24 protein-coding genes are annotated in these 22,247 nt (G+C 28.5%); 4 read left to right on the top strand and 20 right to left on the bottom strand.

Features of this window, described 5'->3' with window-relative positions:
- Positions 1–764 precede the first annotated feature (764 nt).
- The 11 genes from D2A34_RS15850 to trpE form a co-directional block, all read right to left on the bottom strand.
- The gene (locus tag D2A34_RS15850; RefSeq protein ID WP_079442188.1) at positions 765–1,184 is read right to left on the bottom strand and encodes a hypothetical protein; all 420 of its coding nucleotides are present in this window, start codon (positions 1,182–1,184) and stop codon (positions 765–767) included.
- A 114-nt stretch (positions 1,185–1,298) separates the two neighbouring features.
- Positions 1,299–1,598, bottom strand: a complete 300-nt coding sequence (locus D2A34_RS15855) for a hypothetical protein (RefSeq protein WP_079442189.1) — start codon at positions 1,596–1,598, stop codon at positions 1,299–1,301.
- A 74-nt stretch (positions 1,599–1,672) separates the two neighbouring features.
- On the bottom strand, positions 1,673–2,356 hold the full coding sequence (locus D2A34_RS15860) for an SAM-dependent methyltransferase (protein ID WP_119367287.1): 684 nt from the start codon (positions 2,354–2,356) through the stop codon (positions 1,673–1,675).
- Between the two features lie 12 nt (positions 2,357–2,368).
- A complete protein-coding gene (locus D2A34_RS15865) occupies positions 2,369–2,656 on the bottom strand; it encodes a chorismate mutase (protein WP_119367288.1) in 288 nt (95 codons plus the stop codon).
- A 183-nt stretch (positions 2,657–2,839) separates the two neighbouring features.
- Positions 2,840–3,619, bottom strand: coding sequence for a tryptophan synthase subunit alpha (gene trpA, locus D2A34_RS15870; protein WP_119367289.1), 780 nt, complete (start codon positions 3,617–3,619; stop codon positions 2,840–2,842).
- Entirely contained in the window at positions 3,619–4,794 is a 1,176-nt protein-coding gene (gene trpB, locus D2A34_RS15875) for a tryptophan synthase subunit beta (protein WP_119367290.1), read from the bottom strand. Before trpB ends, trpA begins: the two co-directional genes overlap by 1 nt.
- A 37-nt stretch (positions 4,795–4,831) precedes the next feature.
- Positions 4,832–5,521, bottom strand: a complete 690-nt coding sequence (locus D2A34_RS15880) for a phosphoribosylanthranilate isomerase (RefSeq protein WP_119367291.1) — start codon at positions 5,519–5,521, stop codon at positions 4,832–4,834.
- Between the two features lie 42 nt (positions 5,522–5,563).
- Positions 5,564–6,367 (bottom strand): indole-3-glycerol phosphate synthase TrpC, encoded by an 804-nt coding sequence (gene trpC / locus D2A34_RS15885; protein ID WP_119367292.1) that lies wholly within the window; start codon positions 6,365–6,367, stop codon positions 5,564–5,566.
- A 35-nt stretch (positions 6,368–6,402) separates the two neighbouring features.
- Positions 6,403–7,410 (bottom strand): anthranilate phosphoribosyltransferase, encoded by a 1,008-nt coding sequence (gene trpD, locus D2A34_RS15890; RefSeq protein WP_119367293.1) that lies wholly within the window; start codon positions 7,408–7,410, stop codon positions 6,403–6,405.
- Positions 7,411–7,494: 84 nt separating this feature from the next.
- Positions 7,495–8,082: an anthranilate synthase component II gene (locus tag D2A34_RS15895; protein WP_079442197.1), complete on the bottom strand. Its 588-nt coding sequence runs from the start codon at positions 8,080–8,082 to the stop codon at positions 7,495–7,497.
- Entirely contained in the window at positions 8,079–9,470 is a 1,392-nt protein-coding gene (trpE, locus tag D2A34_RS15900) for an anthranilate synthase component I (protein WP_119367294.1), read from the bottom strand. Before trpE ends, D2A34_RS15895 begins: the two co-directional genes overlap by 4 nt.
- Before the next feature lie 803 nt (positions 9,471–10,273).
- Between trpE and D2A34_RS15905 the strand changes: the two genes are divergently transcribed.
- A complete protein-coding gene (locus tag D2A34_RS15905) occupies positions 10,274–10,477 on the top strand; it encodes a hypothetical protein (RefSeq protein WP_242966200.1) in 204 nt (67 codons plus the stop codon).
- Positions 10,478–10,576: 99 nt separating this feature from the next.
- Here D2A34_RS15905 and D2A34_RS15910 read toward each other — a convergent pair whose 3' ends face one another.
- Entirely contained in the window at positions 10,577–11,005 is a 429-nt protein-coding gene (locus D2A34_RS15910) for an RrF2 family transcriptional regulator (RefSeq protein ID WP_079442493.1), read from the bottom strand.
- A gap of 323 nt (positions 11,006–11,328) precedes the next feature.
- On the opposite strand from D2A34_RS15910, the gene D2A34_RS15915 reads away from it, so the two are divergent.
- Positions 11,329–12,438 (top strand): DEAD/DEAH box helicase, encoded by a 1,110-nt coding sequence (locus D2A34_RS15915; RefSeq protein ID WP_079439469.1) that lies wholly within the window; start codon positions 11,329–11,331, stop codon positions 12,436–12,438.
- 154 nt (positions 12,439–12,592) lie between these two features.
- Here the strand turns inward: D2A34_RS15915 and pgaD are convergent, their stop codons facing one another.
- The 3 genes from pgaD to D2A34_RS15930 form a co-directional block, all read right to left on the bottom strand.
- Positions 12,593–13,018: a poly-beta-1,6-N-acetyl-D-glucosamine biosynthesis protein PgaD gene (gene pgaD, locus D2A34_RS15920; protein WP_119367295.1), complete on the bottom strand. Its 426-nt coding sequence runs from the start codon at positions 13,016–13,018 to the stop codon at positions 12,593–12,595.
- Positions 13,019–13,020: 2 nt separating this feature from the next.
- Positions 13,021–14,247 carry a poly-beta-1,6-N-acetyl-D-glucosamine synthase gene (pgaC, locus tag D2A34_RS15925; protein ID WP_119367296.1) on the bottom strand — a complete coding sequence of 409 codons (1,227 nt, stop codon included), beginning with the start codon at positions 14,245–14,247 and terminating at the stop codon, positions 13,021–13,023.
- A gap of 253 nt (positions 14,248–14,500) precedes the next feature.
- On the bottom strand, positions 14,501–15,199 hold the full coding sequence (locus D2A34_RS15930) for a cyclic nucleotide-binding domain-containing protein (RefSeq protein WP_119367297.1): 699 nt from the start codon (positions 15,197–15,199) through the stop codon (positions 14,501–14,503).
- Positions 15,200–15,394: 195 nt separating this feature from the next.
- Here D2A34_RS15930 and D2A34_RS15935 point away from each other — a divergent pair, with 195 nt between their 5' ends.
- Together D2A34_RS15935 and D2A34_RS15940 are read left to right on the top strand one after the other, a co-directional pair.
- Positions 15,395–15,817 (top strand): DMT family transporter, encoded by a 423-nt coding sequence (locus tag D2A34_RS15935; RefSeq protein WP_119367298.1) that lies wholly within the window; start codon positions 15,395–15,397, stop codon positions 15,815–15,817.
- A 19-nt stretch (positions 15,818–15,836) separates the two neighbouring features.
- The gene (locus tag D2A34_RS15940; protein ID WP_079439474.1) at positions 15,837–16,301 is read left to right on the top strand and encodes a DMT family transporter; all 465 of its coding nucleotides are present in this window, start codon (positions 15,837–15,839) and stop codon (positions 16,299–16,301) included.
- A gap of 68 nt (positions 16,302–16,369) precedes the next feature.
- Here the strand turns inward: D2A34_RS15940 and D2A34_RS15945 are convergent, their stop codons facing one another.
- The 5 genes from D2A34_RS15945 to D2A34_RS15965 all read right to left on the bottom strand — a co-directional run bounded on the left by D2A34_RS15945 (position 16,370) and on the right by D2A34_RS15965 (position 22,231).
- A complete protein-coding gene (locus D2A34_RS15945) occupies positions 16,370–17,182 on the bottom strand; it encodes a M48 family metallopeptidase (RefSeq protein ID WP_119367299.1) in 813 nt (270 codons plus the stop codon).
- 52 nt (positions 17,183–17,234) lie between these two features.
- Entirely contained in the window at positions 17,235–19,274 is a 2,040-nt protein-coding gene (locus D2A34_RS15950) for an elongation factor G (protein ID WP_119367300.1), read from the bottom strand.
- Between the two features lie 360 nt (positions 19,275–19,634).
- Complete coding sequence (locus tag D2A34_RS15955) at positions 19,635–20,336, bottom strand: lysophospholipid acyltransferase family protein (protein WP_119367301.1); 702 nt, start codon at positions 20,334–20,336, stop codon at positions 19,635–19,637.
- A gap of 488 nt (positions 20,337–20,824) precedes the next feature.
- Positions 20,825–21,256 (bottom strand): N-acetyltransferase, encoded by a 432-nt coding sequence (locus D2A34_RS15960; protein WP_079439478.1) that lies wholly within the window; start codon positions 21,254–21,256, stop codon positions 20,825–20,827.
- A 48-nt stretch (positions 21,257–21,304) separates the two neighbouring features.
- Positions 21,305–22,231: a ribonuclease Z gene (locus D2A34_RS15965; RefSeq protein ID WP_119367302.1), complete on the bottom strand. Its 927-nt coding sequence runs from the start codon at positions 22,229–22,231 to the stop codon at positions 21,305–21,307.
- Positions 22,232–22,247 lie beyond the last annotated feature (16 nt).

The raw sequence follows: 22,247 nt of genomic DNA on the forward strand, positions 1-22,247 counted from the left end.
TTCGTCCTGAGCCAGGATCAAACTCTCAATAAAAAGTTTAATCTTAGCTTACTCAAATAAAGAATTGCTGGTTTACTTAAATGTATTTATATATTCTGTTCAATTTTCAAAGACCAATTTTTCTTTCACAAGCCTGTTGTTACAAGGCTTTACAAGTTTCTGCCGTTTCTGACAGCTTACTCAGTATATCACCGCTTTCAGACTTTGTCAACAACCTTTTCAAAGAACTTTTTAAGCATTTTTCTTAGATGTTCTTTCAGCTTTAAGTCATTGAATTCTGTTCTTTTCAGCGACGAATTACATCATATCATCGATATTTATTCTTGTCAACAATTTTTCCAAAAACTTTTCCACCTTAATTTCAGATAGATTTGTAATCATAGTAGTTTTTAATAACTTTGTCTTTAGATACATATTTCATCTTACACTATTACTATAACCAATGACTTTAAATTTATACTATAAAATTAAATTATTTTTATATTTCATTATGATTCTTTATTACGCTTATTAATAGTACGCAGTGATGTACTGGTATCAGACATTTTGTTTAATAATAACTTTTCTTGGCTTTTACCTTATAATTTGCTCCTTTATTTAATAAATTAAGCATATGGTGTGTATAATAACCTAAAATATAATACACTACGACACCCCTCTAGCTGTATTTTTATTTTTTATTGTCTTTTAAAAAATTATCAAAATTATAACAAAAAAATAAGTCTCCATGAATATGAAAACCTACTTACTTTTGAAAAAAATTTTTAATTATTATTCCTTGGTATAAATCCTTTTATAATTAATATTGACCAATCGGTATTAGGATTTTCTATCCACTCACATTGAATATCAAGAAACTTAAGCCAAGCATTAAGTCCATGACTTTTTTTACTGACATTTGGTGACTTTCTTCCATGTGTTTCCTTGATATCTTCTAATAATTTAACTTGTTCATCTTTTCCTAATTCTTTATTTAACAATTGCTTTATTATTTCTAAACTCTCGCTATAAGCTATAGCATCACCTATATATAATTCATCCGCATATACTTGTCTTTCCTTATTTAACAAATCACTTATTTCATTAATCTCATCTTTATTTGATAAATATTGTTTAACCCTTCTTAAGGCCTCAATATCATTATCTAATTTGTTTATAGTTTTTTCTAAATTTTCAAATCTCATTTACTCTTCTCTCTTTACATTTATATTTTAATCATTAATTACTTAATGAAAATCAATTTATTATAACATTAATATTTATTTTTTACATATATAATTTAAATATTCACTAATAAATTATATTTTCGAGTTAATTTTATCATAAAGATAGACTAAATACTCAACATTTGCATTATTTTCAATTAACTTATCAATTCTATTTCTGGCAATCACTAATGTATCTTTTGCTTCTCTACGATCCTTATCCTTTATGCAATTATTAGCGTATGTTAATAAATAATCTATTTTTAATACATCTTCTGCTAAATCTTCCCTATCAGCATTCACAAGTTCTACTAATAATGAATAAACTTTAGGAGATGTTGTATTTTTAGTGTCTTTTAATATATCTGTATTTCTACTAGTTTTCTTCGCCATAGTTTCAACCACCTCGTTTCCAAAAAAATTATACCAAACATTCTTTATTAATCCAACGGGGTAGTCTTAAATATTTAGGGAATTCTCCTTATTGTTAACATCTTATCTCCATCTTTTTGAAATATATAATTTGTTTTTTCAATCTCAACCACATAGCTTTTATTATACTTCTCTATAATTGGCTTTAACAAACTTGACTCATCAGCGTTTAAATCTAAAATTGGAAAAATACGTACTTCATTGCATATTCTAAGCATTTCATCTATTGATTTAATATGAAAATCAAGTCCAAGATTTGAATATAATAACAAGAAATGTGAGCTTAGCCCTATATCAAAATGTTTATCATGGAAAATTGTTTTATTCGGTAATTCGTGAGTAATATAGCGTTTTTCCACTTTTCCTTTTTCAAAATCATCAATAAAATTATACATAGCTTCCATTCTCATCTTTTCTAATTCTTCTAAATTCTTTATTGTAGTCCAAATGAAATTTTCTTTATTCTCTTCTGTTTGTTTCATTACAATTTCTTTTGTTTCTATTATCCTATTTAATATTTGTTCTTTTGTGAATCCATAAATCGGATCAAATGAAGTTACATTATTTTTTAACTTGTTCATTTCTGAATTAAAACTCGCAGGACCATCGCCAAAACTTGCAATTTCTTTTTTGATATCCTCATTAGTTAATTTAAACATTGCCTTATATTCTTTCAAAGTTCTTCCCCAAGGTACTACTGATAATAATTCATAAGACATATTTAATCCTCCTTATTTTACAATCTTCTTACACTCAGATAACTCTAAATTTATAAATGAATTAATCATTTCTCTATATATGTTTTCAACCATATCTGAATTTACACCATGAAACTTTGCTAACATCCTTACTTTATTTATAATTTCTTCTACTCTTTGTGATGCTTTCACCTCCTCGGAAGTATTCTTAAAATTCGCTGCTTGTACAACATATTTACTTCTTTCTGCTATTAATTCAATTATTTTTTTATCAATTCTATCTATATTCTCCCTTACTTCCTCTAAAGTTTCACATTCCATAAAACTCAACTTCCTTTCTACTAATTTATCCAAAACTTGAACTTCTGTTTACGTTACCTATAATACAAATCGAGCCACTCCGCCTCGAAATATTAGGACGAAGTGACTCGCTCTGCCACCCAAAATCAATTTATATTTATTAATTCAAGCCCTCTTATAAACCTTATCCACTTATAATATTGCTTACGATCTAAATCCTTCCTTTAAATCTTTTATAAAATCTATTACTGCTTGTTTACTTTCTGCCATTCTCTTAACTATTGCACTTCCAACAATTACTCCATCGCAGTAATCTTTAACTTCTTTAACAACTTCTTTCGAAGAAATTCCAAAGCCTATGCACATTGGAATTTCCACAATTTTTCTAACTTCATCTAAATATTCATGAGTTCCACTATCTAATGAAGTTCTTTCACCTGTCGTCCCATTTGTTGAAACGCAATAAACAAATCCTTTTGCATCTTTTGTTATTGCTGAAATTCTATCTCTTGATGTTCTAGCTACTAGAGGAATTAAATAAATCCCATTTTCTTCGCAAATTTTATTAAGTTCTCCTCTTTCTTCAAGAGGTATATCTGGAACGATAAGTCCATCAACTCCAGATTTTGCTGCTTCTTTCAAGAAATTTTCTATTCCTTTGAAATACACAACATTGAAGTAAACCATAAGTACAACTGGAACTTCTGATTTTTCTCTTATTAACTCCACACATCTGAATACATCTTTTAATTTTATTCCATTTTTAAGAGCCTTAGTATATGAATTTAATATTACAGGACCATCTGCAAGAGGGTCACTAAAAGGTACTCCAATTTCTACCACAGTTGCGCCTTCTTGGTCTAAAGCTACAACTAAATCCGCTGTTTCTTCAATTGTAAAATCTGCTCCACAGGTTACAAAAGGTATTAGCGCTTTACTATTATTTTCTTTTACTTTATTAAACGATATATCAATTCTATTCATTATTTTTCACCTAGATATGCTAGCACTGCATCCATATCTTTATCTCCTCTCCCTGAAAGATTTACAATTATAATTTTATCACTGCCTAGTGTTGGTGCTAATTTCTTAGCATAAGCAACAGCATGTGATGATTCCAGTGCTGGTACTATTCCTTCAATTTTGGTTAAATACATAAAGCCGTCTCTTACTGCTTCCTCATCTGTTACACTCACATAATTGGCTTGCTTAGTTTCAGAAAGGTAAGCATGTTCTGGTCCAACCCCTGGATAATCAAGTCCCGCTGATATTGAATACGCCTCAAGAATTCCTCCATCTTCATTTTGAAGAACATAACTTAACGTTCCATGTAAAATTCCCTTTTGTCCTTTTGTAATAGTTGCTGCATGTGCTTCAGTTTCAACACCTTTACCAGCTGCTTCAACTCCGATAAGACTAACTTCTTTATCTTGAATAAATGGATAAAATATTCCTATTGCATTACTTCCTCCTCCAACGGGGGCTAGAATATAATCTGGAAGTTTTCCTTCAAGTTCTATAATTTGCTTTCTTGCCTCATCACCTATTACTCTTTGAAAATTTCTAACCATAGTTGGGTATGGATGAGGCCCAGTAGCCGATCCTATGATGTAAAATGTATCTTCTACATTGGCAGCCCAATATTTAATTGCTTCTGTTGTAGCATCACTTAACGTTCTTGTTCCATTTAGAACTGGAACAACTTCAGCTCCGAGTAGCTCCATCTTCTTAACATTCATAGCTTGCCTTTTTGTATCTTCTTCTCCCATAAATACCTTACATTCCATTCCAAACTTAGCTGCTACAGTAGCCGTTGCAACTCCATGTTGTCCTGCTCCTGTTTCTGCTATTACTTTCTTTTTACCCATTCTTTTAGCTAAAAGCACTTGCCCCAGCGCATTATTAATCTTGTGAGCTCCAGTGTGGTTTAAATCTTCTCTTTTCAAATAAATTTTTGCACCACCTAAGTCCTTTGTCATGTTCTCTGCATAATAAAGTGGACTTGGTCTTCCTGTATAATATTTTAAGTAGTACATATACTCTTCAATAAACTCTTTATCATCTTTAAATTTTTCATACGCATCCTCAAGCTCAATTAAAGCATTCATTACAGTTTCAGGAACATATTGTCCCCCAAATTCGTTGAATCTTCCATTCATTATTTTTCCCAACCTTCCTTAATAAGAGTAAGTTTACTTATATACTTTTAATTTTTCTAACGTTATCAATCAATTTCTTCATTTTTTCAAATGACTTTGTTCTAATTCCTTTTTCATCCATACATTCTACACCTGATGAAACATCAACACCTATAGAATTTGCATTACTAACTCTTTCTACAACATTTTCTGGTGTTATTCCTCCTGCCAAAAAGAAGTTATATTTTCTATTAATATAGTTAATTTCTTGTTCTACATTGCAGTTTTCATCAAACAATCTTCCAATGCTATCTAGTGAATATATTTCACCACTCCCTGGATTATCACCGTCAATAAGGACATTATCTATTAATTTAATATCTTTAAATTTTATAAACCGCTTTATATTATCAACATCACTTATTGAAAGCGCCTTCCATATATTTGTTTCTACATCTATATTTTTCTTTAATTTGGCAATGAATACCTCATCTTCATTTCCATGAAGTTGAACTGCATTTAAAGGAATATCATTAAGAACATCTAAAATCTCTTCCATTGTATTATCTTTAAACACCCCAACCGTTTTAATTCCATTGCTTAAATTATCACACAATTCTTTAGCCTCTCTACTAGTCACTTGTCGTTTACTTTTTGTAAATACAAATCCTATATATTCTGGCTTTAATATATTTAAATATTCAATCTCATTTTTGTTAGTTATCCCACAAATTTTAACTTGAATCATATTAAATCCTCGCATAATCTAATAATTTTTAGATTTAACAAATTACTTATTACTTCTAAACTCTTTATATTTAGTTTTAAATTCTGAATTATCTATGTTTCTCATAAACAATTCTCCAATCAGCACCCCATCTGCTCCATATTTTTTAATCCTATCTAAATCCTCAATACTCATTATCCCGCTTTCAGCTATAATTATCTTTTCTTTCGGAATATACTGAATTAATTCTTTAGTAGTATCTAATGAAACATGAAACGTTTTTAAATCCCTATTGTTAATCCCAATAATTTCACAATCATATTTAAGTGCTAAATCTAGCTCCTCTTTATTATGAACTTCTACTAAGGGTTCTAAATTAAATCTTTTTGCCTCCTTATAAAATTTTCCTAAATTTTCACCTAATACACTAGCAATAAGTAAAATACCGTTAGCTCCCAAAACTTTCGCTTCATAAATTTGATAAAAATCGATTATAAAATCTTTACGTAGTATTGGAATGTATGAAATTTTTCTAATTTCTTTCAAGTATTCATCACACCCCAAAAAGAAATCTTCCTCAGTTAAAATTGAAAATACATCTATTCCGAGATAAGTGTAATAATTTAATATTTCCTTTATATTAAATTCTTCTACAATTACTCCTTTAGATGGAGATGCCTTCTTAAATTCACCTATTACAGATAATCCTTCTTTTTTTAATGCCGTCAAGAACGGATTTGTGACATTCGACTCTTTTTCATCATTTACTTTGCTTAATGCCTGCTTTTCTAACTCTTTTATTGGAATTTCTTTTTTTCTTTCTGCTACTCTAATTTTTTTCATTTCAACAATATCATCTAAAATCAAAATTATCACCTCTTTATTATAATTTGAACTTTCATTTACAAACTAGAAAGTTCCTCGTACTTTTTATAGGCTGCTCCAGAATCAATGAGCTCTGCTGCTTTTTCAATTCCTTCCTCTAGGGAATCAGCCAAATTTGCTACATATAGTGCAGCACCTGAATTCAAAACAACTATATCTCTTTGAGGTCCTTTTTCTCCTTTTAGTATTTTTATTATTATTTCTGCGTTCTCTTTTGCTTCTCCACCCTTTATATCGTCTAAGGTAGCCTTATTAAACCCAAGCTTAACCGGATCAAGTTTGTAAGTTATAATTTCTCCATCTCTCACTTCACACACACTTGTTAATGTAGTAGTAGTAATTTCATCTAATCCATCATCACCATGAACAACCATAGCTCTCTTTAATCCAAGATTTAAAAGAACTTCTCCAACAGTCTCTATTAAAGCCCCATCATATACCCCCATAAGTTGTCCACTAATTGGTGCTGGATTTGCGAGCGGTCCTAACAAATTAAAAATTGTTCTTGTCCCTAGCTCCTTCCTTTCCTTTGCAACGTTTTTCATTGCACCATTGTACTTTGGTGCAAATAAAAATGCCATTCCATTTTCTTCAATAATTTTTTTGCTTTGAATTTCATCAAAGTCAATATTTATTCCTAGCTCAACTAAAGCATCTGCGCAGCCGCTTTTACTAGAAACCGCACGATTTCCATGTTTTGCAACCTTAGCACCGCCACTTGCTGCAATTATTGCAACTGCAGTAGAAATATTAAAAGTCTTCGATCCATCTCCTCCTGTACCACAAGTATCAATTAGATGTTCAGTATTTTCTATTTCAACTTTTACTCCATTATCCCTAAGAGCTTTAACCGCTCCTAAAATATGATCTGGAGTTTCCCCATTTGCTCTAAGCCCAATTAAAAAACCTCCAATTTGAGCAGAAGTTGCTTCCCCCTTCATGATTTGATTAATCACGCCTCTTACTTCATCTTCATTTAATTCTTCTCTCGAAGCTAATTTCTTAATTGCATCATTTATAACCATTTTAATGCCCCCTTAAAATATATAATATTGCTTATTTTTATAGCCTCTGTATTTATAATCCTATTTACTTTAATTACTTTTTAATTAGTCTTCTAATTTATCTTCACAAATGTTAATCACAAAATTTCCAATCATATGCTTGCCTTTAGGTGTATATATTGACTCTGGATGAAATTGAAGTCCAAAAACATTGTATTCTTTATGTTTAATTGCCATAATGTCATTACTATCAACAGTTAATGCTAAAACATCGAGACAACTTGGAAGTGAACTATTTTCGACTATAAGTGAATGATATCTCATAACATCTAACTTTCTTGGAATTCCTTCAAATATATCTTTACCTTTAACTTGGATTCTTGAAGTTTTGCCGTGGAAAACTTCATTAGCTCTAATTACTCTTCCACCGTATGCTGCTGCAATACTTTGATGGCCAAGGCAAATACCCAAAATAGGTATTATATTCCCTAGCTTTTTTATCAACTCTATAGAAATTCCTGCATCTTCAGGAACCCCTGGTCCTGGTGAAATCACTATTCCTTTTGGATTTAGTTCTCTAAGCCCTTCTACAGTTATCTCATCATTTCTAAAAACTTTGGTTTCTGCAAATTCACTTAAATATTGATATAAATTAAATGTGAATGAATCATAGTTATCTATTAACGCTATCATCTTAAAGCCTCCTTTAAAACCATTAGTTTATTTTGAACTTCTTCAAATTCTTTTTCCGGTATTGAGTCATATACTATTCCAGCACCTGCTTGAAGATACGCCGTTTTATCTTTTAATATCATTGTTCTAATAGCAATTGCTGTGTCCATATTTCCACCATAAGAAAAATATCCAACTGCTCCTGAATAAATTCCTCTTTTAAAATCTTCAAGATCTTCTATAATCTCCATCGCTCTTATTTTAGGAGCACCAGATACAGTTCCCGCTGGAAGACAAGCTGCTAATGCATCGAATCCATCTAAATCATCTTTTATATCTCCAACTACCTTAGTCGTAATATGCATAACATGTGAAAATCTCTCAATTTTCATAAACTCACTTACATTAACTGTTCCTATTTTACTCACTTTCCCTATATCATTTCTGCCCAGGTCAACAAGCATTACATGTTCTGCTAGTTCCTTCTTATCTTCCATAAGTTCTTTTTCAAGAGCATTATCAATCTCTGGCGTTTCACCTCTTTTTCTTGTTCCTGCTATAGGATTTGTAATAACTTTTCCCTCTCTCACTGATACCAAACTTTCTGGAGATGATCCTATTACTTGATAGCTATCATAGTCTATTAGATACATATAAGGTGAAGGATTCCCTTCTCTAAGCTTTCTATATATTTCAAGATGAGTTTTTTCAGTTTCACAAGTCATCCTCTGTGACAATACAACTTGAAAAATATCTCCTGCTAATATATGTTCTTTAGCTTTTCTTACTTTTTCTTCAAAATTTTCTTTGGTTGTATGAAACTTAAAAGAAATATCTTTCTTCTCTTCTGATGGTTCTGTTAAAGTTGGTTTATAAAGCAAACTATTTATATATTCATATTGTGTTTTAATTATTTCATCGTATTCTCTAATATCGTTTTTTAGGATGTTGTCTATAATATAGACTTTATGGGTAAAATGATCATAACAAATATATCTGTTATAAAAATTAAATCTTATTATTGGAGCTTTTAATTCATCTTCATTATTAAAATCAAGCTTTTTTTCATATAATTGTATAGAATCATATCCCATATATCCAATTGCTCCACCTTTAAAAGAAAACGTATTGGTACTCTTATCAAATTTAATTCTGCATTCTTTCTTGAGTTGATTTATTTCTTCTTGTCCATCGCCACAAATTTCCTTATAAGGATTTTCTCCCATAAATGAATATCTTCCAAAGTAATTTTCTTTAGTTCCACTTTCAAATATGAATCTTCTACTTCCTTTGAATCCATCAAAAATTTTTATAGGAGTAATTTCATCGCCTCTGAATTCACTTATCAAAGAAAATACATATTCCGATTTCTTTTTTTCATAAAAACTATCTTTTGAAATATTAATCATAATTCTTCCCCCCCGAAGATCCTTTAATTTTCTAAATAAAAAAGAGCCACTTCGTCCTAATTTTTGGGACGAAGTGACTCGCTATGCCACCCAAACTTAAACATTAAATAAGTGATAGATATAATTACAGTTTCATTTTAAATTACAGTACTGCTTATGATAAATATTTTACTTAATTGAATTCTATATTTACAACCAGCAAAAAATAATCAATATTCAATACTTTATTTAATTAAAAACAAAAAAATCCCATCCTAATCAGGACGAAATTCTATAATTCCGTTATACCACCTATTGTAATATATATTATCAGATACTTATATGAGTTAATGCACAATACTTATATTCAAAAAAACTAAAATACTATTAATTTAATCAAATACATTGAAGATTTCAGAAATACTCATAATTTATATCCTGTCATTTTAACGGCTGACTCCCCGTACATCCCTACTATAATATATATTTCAAGATGTCACCTCAAAGACCCATTCAACAATACCTACAGCATTCGAATCTCACCAAACATCGAACTCTCTTTACACTAAGCTTTATTATCTACTATTCTTATCAACGGCTTTAATTTATTGTAATCAATATAACACATTATTTTCTATATTGCAAATACTTTTTTTACAATTTCAATTTTTGTAGATAATTATAAATATCTTTAATCCACTTTATTATGATTGAATTCATTTATATTAATCAATTATAATATCTTTATAATTAGTGGAACCTTATTTCTTTTCTTGAATAAATTAAATTATTATCCAGATATTATTTAAACTTATATTATTATTTTGAAAGGATTTGATAATATGACAACTGCATATGATTTATTTAAAAAACTATTAGGAGTTATGGCTGATATAGATAGATATTTAGATGAAAAATCAAAAGTTACTGATAGTAGAACTATACAAATGTTAGATCAAAAAATCGATAGCCTTGAAACTGAAATGTACGAAATTAGGAACAAGTTAAAAAGTATTGAAATAAAATAGCCTACAAATTAATGTAGGCATTTACACATATTAATAATTTCTTTTAAAGGTATTATAATTATTTTATAATACCTTTTTGATTAAAATATTTTTAATCAGCTATATATAATACATATCTTCTTTATTATACTTTTTATAATCGTTAACAAGATCTTCTAAAGTTATTGAATGAAAAAAGTTACTAATTTTATTATTTATTACATTCCATAAATTTTCACTCATAAAATTTTCTATTTCATTTTCATCATTTTCTATATCTATTAAAAGCAAGTCTCCTTCTAAAACACTTAAAATATCTCCAATAGTAAACTCCCTAGGGCTTTTAGCTAAAAAATATCCTCCTTGTGCCCCCTTCTTCGCATTAATTATTCCTCCCTTTCTTAGGGATGAAAAAATTTGCTCTAAGTATCTTTCTGAAATCCCTTGTCTTTCAGAAATACTTTTCACTGTAACCATATCAGAAGACGAAAATATACATATATCTATTAATGCTCTTAAACCATATCTACCTTTTGTTGAAATCTTCATAAAATCACCATTTCTTACCTTTCCTGCTATATTTAATTATATTAAGACATTTTTAGAAAATCAACTACTAATAACTGTTTTAATACAAAATTTTCTATTAATATTTTTAGTTCTAATACATAGGCTTTCTTATGTAATCCTATGTTTTTTCTATGTATTCCTTCTTATCTATAATTTATCATAATATATTATTTTGTAAACCTATTTTTTCTATTTCATTGACTTTTATTTATCAATAAATATATTATATAGAATAGTGCTTAACAAAAACTCAAATAATTAAATTAATAAATAATACATTATTTATGAAAGGTATGAAAAAAATGAATTTTAAACAATTAGGTCTTAGTGACGATTTAGTAAATATATTAAACAATTCTGGAATTAGTATCCCTACTCCAATTCAGGAACAAAGTATTCCTATTATAAATCAAGGAAAAGATATTATTGCTGAAGCAGCAACTGGAACCGGTAAAACGCTTGCTTTTCTTATTCCACTTTTTGAAACAATAAATCCAAAATCTGATGAAGTTCAAGCTCTTATACTCACACCAACAAGAGAATTAGCTCTTCAAATAACTAATGAGGCTAACAAATTAAAAGAAGTAAAAGATATAAATATATTAGCTACATATGGTGGAAAAGATATAGGATCTCAATTAAAAAAACTAAATAACAACATTCATTTAATTATCGCCACCCCCGGAAGACTATTGGATCATTTAGAAAGAAAATCTATAAACTTAAGTAAACTTAAAACCTTTATTTTAGATGAAGCAGATCAAATGTTATTTATGGGATTTAAAAATGAAGTTGAAGCAATTATAAAACAAATGCCTAAAAAGAAACAAATGCTATGTTTCTCTGCTACTATGGATTCAGCTGTAAAAAAATTAGCATATAGATATATGAACGATCCAGCCATAGTTTCCATCAAAAAAGAGGAGGTAACTTTAAATGCTATTAAGCAGGATGTTGTTGAAACAACTGATAGAAACAAGAGAGATGCTTTATGTAAAGTGCTAGATGAAGATAACCCATTCATGGCTATTATATTTTGCAGGACTAAGAGAAGAGTCGATGAACTTGAAGTAATTTTACATACACGTAAATACAACTGCGTGAAGTTACATAGTGATATTCCTCAAAACAAAAGAGAACGAATAATGAAGTCCTTTAGGAATGCAGATATACAATATTTAATTGCTACAGATGTAGCTGCAAGAGGCTTAGACATCAGCGGAATTACTCATATCTATAATTATGATATTCCTGAAAATGTTGAAAGCTATATTCACCGTATTGGCAGAACAGGAAGGGCTGGTGAAAAAGGATATACTTGCATGTTTGTAGATCCTAAAAACATGAGAGATTTGGATGAAATAGAACAGACTATTGGCTTTAAAATAAACAGACGAATTGTTGAAATATAAATTCAATTTTTCTTTATATTAAATAAAAACTGAAAAAATGAAATCTAGTTTTAAATAAATTTATATATACCTATCTCCATTATGGAATGTATTTATAGTTATAAATACATTCCATGCTAAAAATGAAAATATTTTTTGTACAATGTTGCACTATTTAAATTATTGTTTTTTCTAATTCGATTTTTTTATCATTTTGCATTTTTTCTATTTCCTCAACTGATAAGTTAAAATATTTAGCCAACTCTTCTGGTTTAATATCCTCTGGAAATTTTCTTCTTCTTAAATGTGCAAATCTATTAAAATTATATTTTCCCCATCCATACATTACTATAAATAATATTAGTGATATTAAAATTGTCGCTAATATTATTCTTATGGTATTTTCTAAATTGCCAATCATAAAAAGCTTATCGTAAAAGTTAGTTAAACTAAACCCCCAAACAACTAATGACACTATTATCTGAATTAAATATCCTAGCATCAAACTCCATCCAAATACAGAAAAAAACCATTCAATAATTTTAAATTTCTTTTTTTGCTTTCCATCAATAATATTTTCATCTAAATCATCATGAGCCATTATTATAGCCCCCTGTCCGGACTATCCCACGTAGCAAATTTCAAATTCTTCTTCTTCGTTAATATTTTTATCAAGGCTCTTATTACTATAAATGCGTTTATATACCAATAAAATATCGGATACCATATAGCCCACAAATAATATTTCATTAAATTCTCATCGTATCTTTTATCCAATAACATTGCCACTAAAAATTGTAGTAAGCATAGTAACGCTAAATACTGACCCTGCCAAAAAAAATCTAAAAACGATTTTTGTCCCTGAATCGATTGTATTATAGTTATTGTAAAAAATATTGTCCATATAATTGCCCATAATATACTGAAAATTTGTTCAAAAAATATTGGAAATAATCTTCTATATTTTTTGCTAAAGAGAATATCATAATGTCTTAGTATCACTTCCATTCCGCCTTGTGCCCATCTTACCCTTTGTTTCCATAATCCTGATAATGTTTCAGGGACTAACATATAGCAAAGAGCCTTAGGTTCATATCGTACATCCCAAAACCTTTTTTGCAATTTCCAAGTAACTCCAATATCTTCTGTAATTAAATCTCTATCCCATAATCCACAATCAATTAAAGCCCTTTTCCTGAATGCAACAACAACTCCTGAAACCGTCATTACTTTACCTAATAATCTTTGTGTCCGTTTTATTAAACTTATTATGCTTGAGAACTCGCATAACTGAATTTTAGCTAAAAGAGAACTTCTATTTCTTACTCTTGGATTTCCAGTTACAGCCCCTACTCTCTCCCCATGATTTGGAGCAATGAAGTGCGGAATCATGTAATTTAATGCATCTCTATCTAAATAAGCATCCGCATCTAATCCCACAATATACTCACCTTTAGATGCTATGAGTCCTAAATACAATGCATTGGCTTTTCCACTATTTGTCCTAAGTTGAATTATTCTTAACTTTTCATATTTATCTGCAAGACTATCTAAAATCACATCAGTTCTATCTTTGCTGCCATCATTGATAGCTATTAATTCATAGTGCTCATAATTTAATTTATCTAATTTTTCAATTGTTTCCTCTATTGTTTTTTCTTCGTTATAACATGGAATTAAAATTGAAACTAGAGGATGCTCTTTTAGATCTTTTTCTTCTTTCTTTTCTCTTCTAAAGTAAAATAGTATGCCACCAATTATCCAGCACATACTCATAACAAGTGGATACCAAAATATAAATTGATATAAGAAGTAAATTATAAAATTCATTTCAGGATACCTCCAAGAATTAATTACTTGCTTATCCTTATAACATGTTTCTTATAAAATAAATTGTTAGAAAATAATATATTTTATAAAAATTTTTGCTTATATGATTATATTTTATATATTTATAAGTCTTTTTATGTATAAAATAGATATTAATTTAACGGTTTATACTCATAGATAATTTGTCACTACACAAAAAAGCTTTAGTGTTTAAACCAAAGCTTTTTTATATTGAGGAAGATGAAAGATTATTTTATTTATATAGTTCTCCTGCTAAATAAAGTAATCTTTGTAAATCTTCTATTATATATTCTCTACCATGTTTCTCTAAAATTCCATCTAAACAAAATTTATTTAATGTTCTATTTAAATGCCTATAACTTGTTCCTAACAATTCAGCAATCTCACTATAATTTTCTTTAAACTTGAATCTTTTAACCTCATTATCTTCATTTTCGATATTTGTGGATGCAACTATATAACTTGCAAGTCTATTTTCAAGGGGATATAGTAAATTTATTGAGCTATTATTACTTCCATTTCTAAGTTTTTCACCTAAATAATCACATATTTTTAATAAAAATTTACAATCCTTAGTTAGATGTTTCCTCACTACCTCAAATTTGATACCTATACAATAAGTATCTTTTATGGTTTGAACACTACAATCAGTTTTATTATTTCTTACAAACTCAACATCTCCTATAATAGTAAGAGGACTATAAAAAGAAATTAGTAGCGATCTTCCATTTTCCAAATGCTTTGAAACTTTTGCTTTTCCTTTAACTAAGAAAAACATATTCTCTAAATGTTCGTTTTCTCTGCATATATAATCATTTTTATTAAACATATATAGTGACATATAATCTCTTACGTCATCAGAAAATATGTTGTTTAATTCATACTTTTTTATATAGTTTTCAAGCTTTTTATAATCTTCTACTTTAATCAATATTTCTTCTCCTAAACAATTTATATAAATAGAACTGTAAATATGACATTTGTCCTATTAGTATTTAATTATAATAACTTAAAATATAAAGAGCAACTCTTAAGTTTTGTTCAGAAATATTATTTAGGTTAAATTGCCTATTAGTAACTATGCATACTTAAATTGCAATTATTAATTATTTATAAGGAGACACATATGTATAATTTTTTATCATTTTTTATAGGAGTTCTTATTGCTATAATGATAGCTTTTAATGGAACATTATCAGATAATCTCGGAAATTATTATTCTTTAGTTATAATTCATATTACTGGTTTTATAGTTATGATTGGAATATTATTTTACAAAAAACTCAAAATATCTTTTAAAAATAATATTCCACTATACCTATATAGTGCCGGAGCCATCAGTGTTTTTACTGTTATGATTAATAACTTAAGCTACACAGCTCTTGGAGTTTCACTCCCTGTAGCATTAGGACTTTTAGGACAGCTTTTAACTTCATTAGCTTTCGATTCCTATGGCTTTTTAGGAATGCCAAAAGTAATATTTAACAAGAAAAAGTTTATAGGGTTATTAATTATTACTATAGGTATTTATATAATGACATTTATTTAAAAAGGAGGTTTTATAATATATGTTCTATATATTAATTTCAATTCTATCAGGTTCTATAGTTGTAACTTCAAGGATTCTTAATACTAAGCTTTCTGAAAAGATAGGATTAATGCAATCAAGTTTCTTTAATTATTTAACTGGTTTATCAGCTTCTTTAATTTTAATAGTTTTTTTAAGAGATAAATTGTCAACTAACCAATTTAATACAATACCTTTTTATGCTTATTTAGGAGGATTATTAGGAGTAATAATTGTTATTTTATCTAGTGTTATAACTCCCAAAATGTCGTCTTTCTATGCTACTTTAATTATTTTTATCGGACAACTTTTTGCTGGAATAGTTATAGACTGTCTAATTGATCAAACAATTCCTTTAACTAAAATAGTCGGTGGATTGCTTGTTATTGCAGGCTTAGCATATAATTTATATATTGATTATAATTCTGAAGAAATAGCAACTAAGTCAAAAGAAATCACAACTTAGATTATTAACGACTTAATGTTATAGCTTTGCTTTATTAATTCAAGAAAATGAGGTAGCTATTGCTACCTCTAAATATATAAATTTATTCCATTTTTTCTGAGCCATTCATGTTTTTCTTTATAATCCGGCATTATTTCTGATACTCTATTCCAAAAGTACTTTGAGTGATTTCTATGGTCCATATGACACATCTCATGTATAACTATATAATCTAATACATCAGCTCTTGCCATACTGCATCTCCAATTGAATAAAATTGCATTTTTCCCTGTGCAGCTTGCCCATCTTCTTTTCTGCTCTTTTACTCTTATTTCTGTAACACTATCTTTAAAATTAACTGCATAAAAATCTATTCTTTTTTGTACGATTTTTAATGTTTCTGCTCTATACCATTTTTCTAGCGCCATTTTTATTTTCTCGTTATCCATTGTATTGGTATTTATTATAAATATTTTATTACTAGAAATAGTTTTTTCAAGTTTATTACCTAACATCTCAATGTTATTTATATTTGTATATTCATTATTTAAAATTAACTCTTCATAACTTTGTTCTACTACTAAATCTATAGTTATTTTTTTATTCTTTTCATTAGATATTATTTTACATGGATACTCTTCTCCTAAATACATAAAAGTACTTCCCGTAGCAAAATCTCTTTTAACTTTTCTCGATGTCCTTTGTTGTATTTCCTTTTGCTTTTCCAAAATCCACAATGCCTTATTTTTTACTACTAATAAAATATATTCTTTACTAGTTCTTAATGGTGCACTTACAATAACTTCTCCACTGTCTTCAAGCTTGATGCAAATAGTTTTTCTTTTCTTCCTAACTAGACTAAATTCTATTTCTTTATTTCCATATTTGAATTTTAATTTCATTTGTTCTCCTAAATATTGATTAAATCTTTAAATTATAAGTTTAATATCCTCTCTACAATTCAATTTCACAGTGCATTTCATCATCTGCTCTATCCCATGGAACTAAATAACCTTGCCCATGAGAACAAAATATTGAAGTTGAAGTATATTCTATATCAGCATTTTTATTATATCCCGTACCCTCAATTACCTCTTTACTGTTGTGACATCTATCATATCCATCAAAAATCAAACTAATACTTCCCTTACCTTTTGTAAATGCAATTACTTCCATACTGTAATCCATAAATGTCGCAACTGGCCCTCTTCCATTTATAATCACTTTATCCTCATGAATTTCCGCAGGATCAAAAGTTCCATATAACTTTTGAATATCTGATAGTACTCTTCCTATAAATTCACTAGATACTTCGATAGTGAATTTATAGTATGGCTCTAATAGTATATTTTCTACTTTTTCTAGTCCTTGCCTTAACGCCCTAAAGGTTGCTTCTCTAAAATCCCCTCCACAAGTATGCTTATTATGAGCTCTTCCAGTAAGAAGTGTTATTTTCAAATCTGTTATTGGAGAGCCTGTTAACAATCCATGATGATCTCTTTCAAAGATATGAGTCCTAACTAGATTTTGATTTCCGAAGGTTAAATCATCGCTATGGCATTTATTTTCAAATACTATTCCAGCACCTCTAGGCAACGGCTCTAGTTTTAAATGCACCTCTGAATAATGCCTTAATGGCTCAAAATGCCCACGACCTATAGTTTCTTCTGAAATTGTCTCTTTGTAAAGAATTTGACATGGACCGAACTCTATTTTCAAATCAAATCTTTCATCCACTACTTCTTTTAATACTTCTAACTGAATTTTGCCCATTACATGCACATGTATTTCCTGAAGAACTTCATTCCAAATTATATTTAAAGCTGGATCTTCAGCCTCTAAAATTCTGAAATACCCTAATACTTCTCGAACATTACAAGACTTATCAAAAATGACCTTTGACATTAATGTCGGTACCATTTTATAATTAATTCTTTCTTTTAGCTCTCCAATACCATCACCTGCTATTGCTTTTGATATACCTGAAACAGCAAACAAATCACCAGCATTTACACTATCCACTGTCTTAAATTTACTTCCATTATATATCCTAATACTATTTATTTTTTCATTGATTTCATTTATATAATTAAATTTTGTCTCACCATCTGAACTTAATTCTTCTTGAATCTCGCCACCATAAGTGACTTCATCTTTAACTTTTAGAGTTCCTGTTAACGCCTTAATGAAAGTAATTCTATTTCCACTATCATCATAGCGGATTTTATATACACGTCCCGAAAACTTTTCATTCTCCTTATAATTTGTGACAGTTAACTTATCTAAATCCATTAAGAATTCTTTTATACCTTTATCTTGAAGAGCCGATCCTACAAAACAAGGATATACTTTACATTCCTTGATTAAGTTTTTTAATGTAGTATACCAAAGCTCATAATCGTAATTTCCTTCTAGGTATTTTTCTAAAAGTAAATCATCATATTCACTTATAAATTCTACTAATTCTTCTCCAAAAGTAAATTTATCAGTATTTATCAAACTTTTCTCATTATTATCATTTAAATTACTATCAAAGTAAAATACATCATGAGTTAAATCCTTCTTAATTTCTTTTATGACTCTATCTTTATCCGCTCCAACTCTATCTAATTTATTAATAAAAAATATTGTTGGAACATTATATTTTCTTAGCAAATTCCAAACTGTTTTAGTATGTCCTTGAACTCCTTCAACACTGCTAATAATTATTATTGCATAATCCATTATAGCAATTGCTCTTTCCATTTCAGTACTAAAATCAATATGTCCAGGAGTATCAACTAAATAATATCTAGAATTATTATATTCAAATACGCCTTGATCTGAAAATACAGTTATTCCACGCTGTTTTTCAATATTATGACTATCTAAAAATGAATCTTTATGATCCACTCTACCTCTGTTTCTTATACTATTAGTGTGGTAAAGCACTTGTTCTGAAAAGGTGGTTTTTCCTGCATCAACATGTGCTAATACTCCTATTGTCTTTTTCATATAATCATCCTTATTGTTTAATTTGAATGGTAAGTTGGGTAAAATATTTGGTAAAATCATCACTTTAAAAAGGCGAGTATTACATGAATATTAGAACCCAAACCATTAATAATATAACTTATTATACCATAAGAATAAGCAAGAAATTATGTAATATAGAATTTGTACGCAATACTTCAAATATTGCTTGATTATATATTTTTTAATACAATGATATAGCCCCTCTGTTCATTTTGCAGAGGGGCTATATCTTAATCTATTAATATTTTCATAATATTTTTTAAATTAGGGTTATAGGATTTATTAATTTAATAAGCTTAATTTCCTCGTTAACTCCTTATAAATATTATTGTAAGTTTCTTATTTCAAATTATCTATTATTATATTTCTAATGTCGCTTGCTAAAGTTCCTTCTTCTTCCTTAGTCAAATTTCTTGTTTCTATTGGTTTTCCGAATATAACTTTTATTTTTATAGATTGAAATTTTCTTGTATCTTCAAATGCCCTTGATGCTCTATCAATACTTACAGGTATAATTGGTGCTTTTGATTTTGTTGCAAGTTTTAAGCTGCCCCTTTTGAATTCTCCTACTTTACCTTCTTTATTTCTGGTTCCCTCTGGGAAAATGACCATAGAATTGCCTTCTTGTATATTTCTTATAGCTTCATTAATCGATGCCATAGCTGTTCTTGTATTTTCTCTATCAATAGGTACACATTTGCTATTTCTTAACCAGTATCCTATTATTGGAGTTTTTAACATCTCTTTTTTTGATATAAAGCCCAAATTTCTCTCTGTAACATACAGTAATATAGGGATATCAAGTATACTAGAATGATTCCCGATAAATACGCATGTTTCATCTGGAATATTCTCTAGTCCCTTCACTTCTAAATCTATACCAATTATATTCATAGTAAATTTGCTCCAATTATACGCAACTTTTCTAAGGTATTCTAATGATGCTGCTTCACCTTTATTTTTCTTAAGGTATTCAAATTTAAATCCTTGAATTCTAAGCCATATCATATAAAAGCCATACACTATTTTTTTTAAAAACATTTTCCTGTCTCCTTTTTGACATCTTTAATAATTTAATTTTTTAAACATAATTATTAAAGCTCATTCAATATATCTTTTGTTTAAAATACTATTTTTTAAGTATATCAACATATTTTTCTACAATATTATACTATTTATTTTATAATTTTGCTAACTATATATTTGTCAAATTATTTTTTGTAGTTTTTTCTATATTTTATAGTTATGATTTCTATTGTTACTGTAGTGTTATTTTTCCCATAATTAGAGTTTTTATATGCCGTTTTCTATTACTAATCACATAACTTACCAATAATAAATTCTAGAATTAAGATTACTCCAAGAAAAAAGTTCGCTTGGAGTTTACAATTTTGAAATAACTATACTTTATTTTATTCAATTTTTGGGTAACAAAAAAATCCCTCCTATTTTGCTTAGGAAAGATTTTATATCTATTTTAGTAAAGAAAATTTAAATACAATAAAATATCTTTATATTAATTTTCAGCATTAACTGCGTTGTCTCATCATCATAAATTCAACTTTGTTTGTATCCTCATCTAAGTCTTCGCTTATTATTTTGAAATTATGTTTCTTATAAAAATCCACAGCATTTAGATTATCTTTATACACAGTTAAAGACAATTCATTATATTTATTTATAACAAAATCAATTAACCTACTACCAATTCCTTCACATTGATTCTTATTATCTACAAATAATGCACCAATAAAATTTTCATTAATAATACTTATAAATCCTTTTATTTCATTTTTATCTTTATAAACAAAAGTCTCAGAGTTTGGTATATACTCGTTTTTAACTACTTCATATTTATCAATCCAATATTGCTTATCTATAAAATCATGAGCTGCCATACTTGCATCTAACCATATCCTCATGATCTCATCAACTTCATTTTTATTCAATCTACTTATCATCTATTACACCCCAGCTAATATATATTTACTTTTCCTATTCACTATTGTTTAATCCTCTTCAAAATTCAACGTTGTTTTATATCTATCATAGCCAATTAAAGTATTCTTAAAAACCTCTGCTGCACTATTTAAATATATTTCTGGTTCGCTCATAGCGGTACCAAAGTGAGTTATCAATAAATTTTTAACTTTTCCTTTATGTGCTAATGTTGCAGCTTCCCTAAACGTCATATGCTTATTCTTAATAGCTTTAGGTAAATCTTCATCATCTCCATAAGTGCCTTCACATATAAATATGTCACTCTTTTCAATGAACGTATTTATGCTTTCTATAGGTCTCGTATCTGTAACTATGGTAATTTTTATTCCGTCCCTCTCTACACCCATAACCATATCATCTGTATAATTTATTTCATCAAAAGATATCTCCTTTTCACCTTTTTGTAGCCTTCCCCACAAATGTTTAGGAACATTGTTTTTTAATGCTTTTTCTACTTCAAACTTACGCCTTCTCTTAAAATAAAAACTATATCCAATGCAGGGAGAAGAATGATCTAATTCTATAGTTGATATCTCTGTATTCCAATTTATATTTTTATCCTTAATTTCAAATGATTCTTTTGGGTTTTCAATTATATTAATTTCGTAAGGTAGCCAATTAGCTATAACTCTTAATTTATTAACCGTATCAGCTATTCCTTCTGGTCCTATTATTGTTAAAGGCTCACTTCGTCCACTATTGCCAATAGTTCCAAGTAACCCCGGAAGTCCTACGATATGATCTCCATGAATATGTGTAATACATATGATATCTATATTTTTAAAACCTGTATTAGAAATTCTCATAGATACTTGTGTCCCTTCTCCACAGTCAATAAGAATCTTTCTTCCTTTATAGCTTAATAAAGTAGCTGACAAAAATCTATTAGGCATAGGCATTCCACCACCGCATCCCAATAAAAGCAAATCAACCATAACATTGACTCCTTTC

This window comes from Clostridium chromiireducens (assembly GCF_003575225.1).
Lineage (GTDB): Bacteria > Bacillota > Clostridia > Clostridiales > Clostridiaceae > Clostridium > Clostridium chromiireducens.

Coding starts and splice junctions, on each gene's coding strand:
- D2A34_RS15850 (WP_079442188.1), bottom strand. CDS start 1,184: ATGAGATTTGAAAATTTAGAAAAAACTATAAACAAATTAGATAATGAT.
- D2A34_RS15855 (WP_079442189.1), bottom strand. CDS start 1,598: ATGGCGAAGAAAACTAGTAGAAATACAGATATATTAAAAGACACTAAA.
- D2A34_RS15860 (WP_119367287.1), bottom strand. CDS start 2,356: ATGTCTTATGAATTATTATCAGTAGTACCTTGGGGAAGAACTTTGAAA.
- D2A34_RS15865 (WP_119367288.1), bottom strand. CDS start 2,656: ATGGAATGTGAAACTTTAGAGGAAGTAAGGGAGAATATAGATAGAATT.
- trpA (WP_119367289.1), bottom strand. CDS start 3,619: ATGAATAGAATTGATATATCGTTTAATAAAGTAAAAGAAAATAATAGT.
- trpB (WP_119367290.1), bottom strand. CDS start 4,794: ATGAATGGAAGATTCAACGAATTTGGGGGACAATATGTTCCTGAAACT.
- D2A34_RS15880 (WP_119367291.1), bottom strand. CDS start 5,521: ATGATTCAAGTTAAAATTTGTGGGATAACTAACAAAAATGAGATTGAA.
- trpD (WP_119367293.1), bottom strand. CDS start 7,410: ATGGTTATAAATGATGCAATTAAGAAATTAGCTTCGAGAGAAGAATTA.
- D2A34_RS15895 (WP_079442197.1), bottom strand. CDS start 8,082: ATGATAGCGTTAATAGATAACTATGATTCATTCACATTTAATTTATAT.
- trpE (WP_119367294.1), bottom strand. CDS start 9,470: ATGATTAATATTTCAAAAGATAGTTTTTATGAAAAAAAGAAATCGGAA.
- D2A34_RS15910 (WP_079442493.1), bottom strand. CDS start 11,005: ATGAAGATTTCAACAAAAGGTAGATATGGTTTAAGAGCATTAATAGAT.
- D2A34_RS15915 (WP_079439469.1), top strand. CDS start 11,329: ATGAATTTTAAACAATTAGGTCTTAGTGACGATTTAGTAAATATATTA.
- pgaD (WP_119367295.1), bottom strand. CDS start 13,018: ATGGCTCATGATGATTTAGATGAAAATATTATTGATGGAAAGCAAAAA.
- pgaC (WP_119367296.1), bottom strand. CDS start 14,247: ATGAATTTTATAATTTACTTCTTATATCAATTTATATTTTGGTATCCA.
- D2A34_RS15935 (WP_119367298.1), top strand. CDS start 15,395: ATGTATAATTTTTTATCATTTTTTATAGGAGTTCTTATTGCTATAATG.
- D2A34_RS15940 (WP_079439474.1), top strand. CDS start 15,837: ATGTTCTATATATTAATTTCAATTCTATCAGGTTCTATAGTTGTAACT.
- D2A34_RS15945 (WP_119367299.1), bottom strand. CDS start 17,182: ATGAAATTAAAATTCAAATATGGAAATAAAGAAATAGAATTTAGTCTA.
- D2A34_RS15950 (WP_119367300.1), bottom strand. CDS start 19,274: ATGAAAAAGACAATAGGAGTATTAGCACATGTTGATGCAGGAAAAACC.
- D2A34_RS15955 (WP_119367301.1), bottom strand. CDS start 20,336: ATGTTTTTAAAAAAAATAGTGTATGGCTTTTATATGATATGGCTTAGA.
- D2A34_RS15960 (WP_079439478.1), bottom strand. CDS start 21,256: ATGATAAGTAGATTGAATAAAAATGAAGTTGATGAGATCATGAGGATA.
- D2A34_RS15965 (WP_119367302.1), bottom strand. CDS start 22,231: ATGGTTGATTTGCTTTTATTGGGATGCGGTGGTGGAATGCCTATGCCT.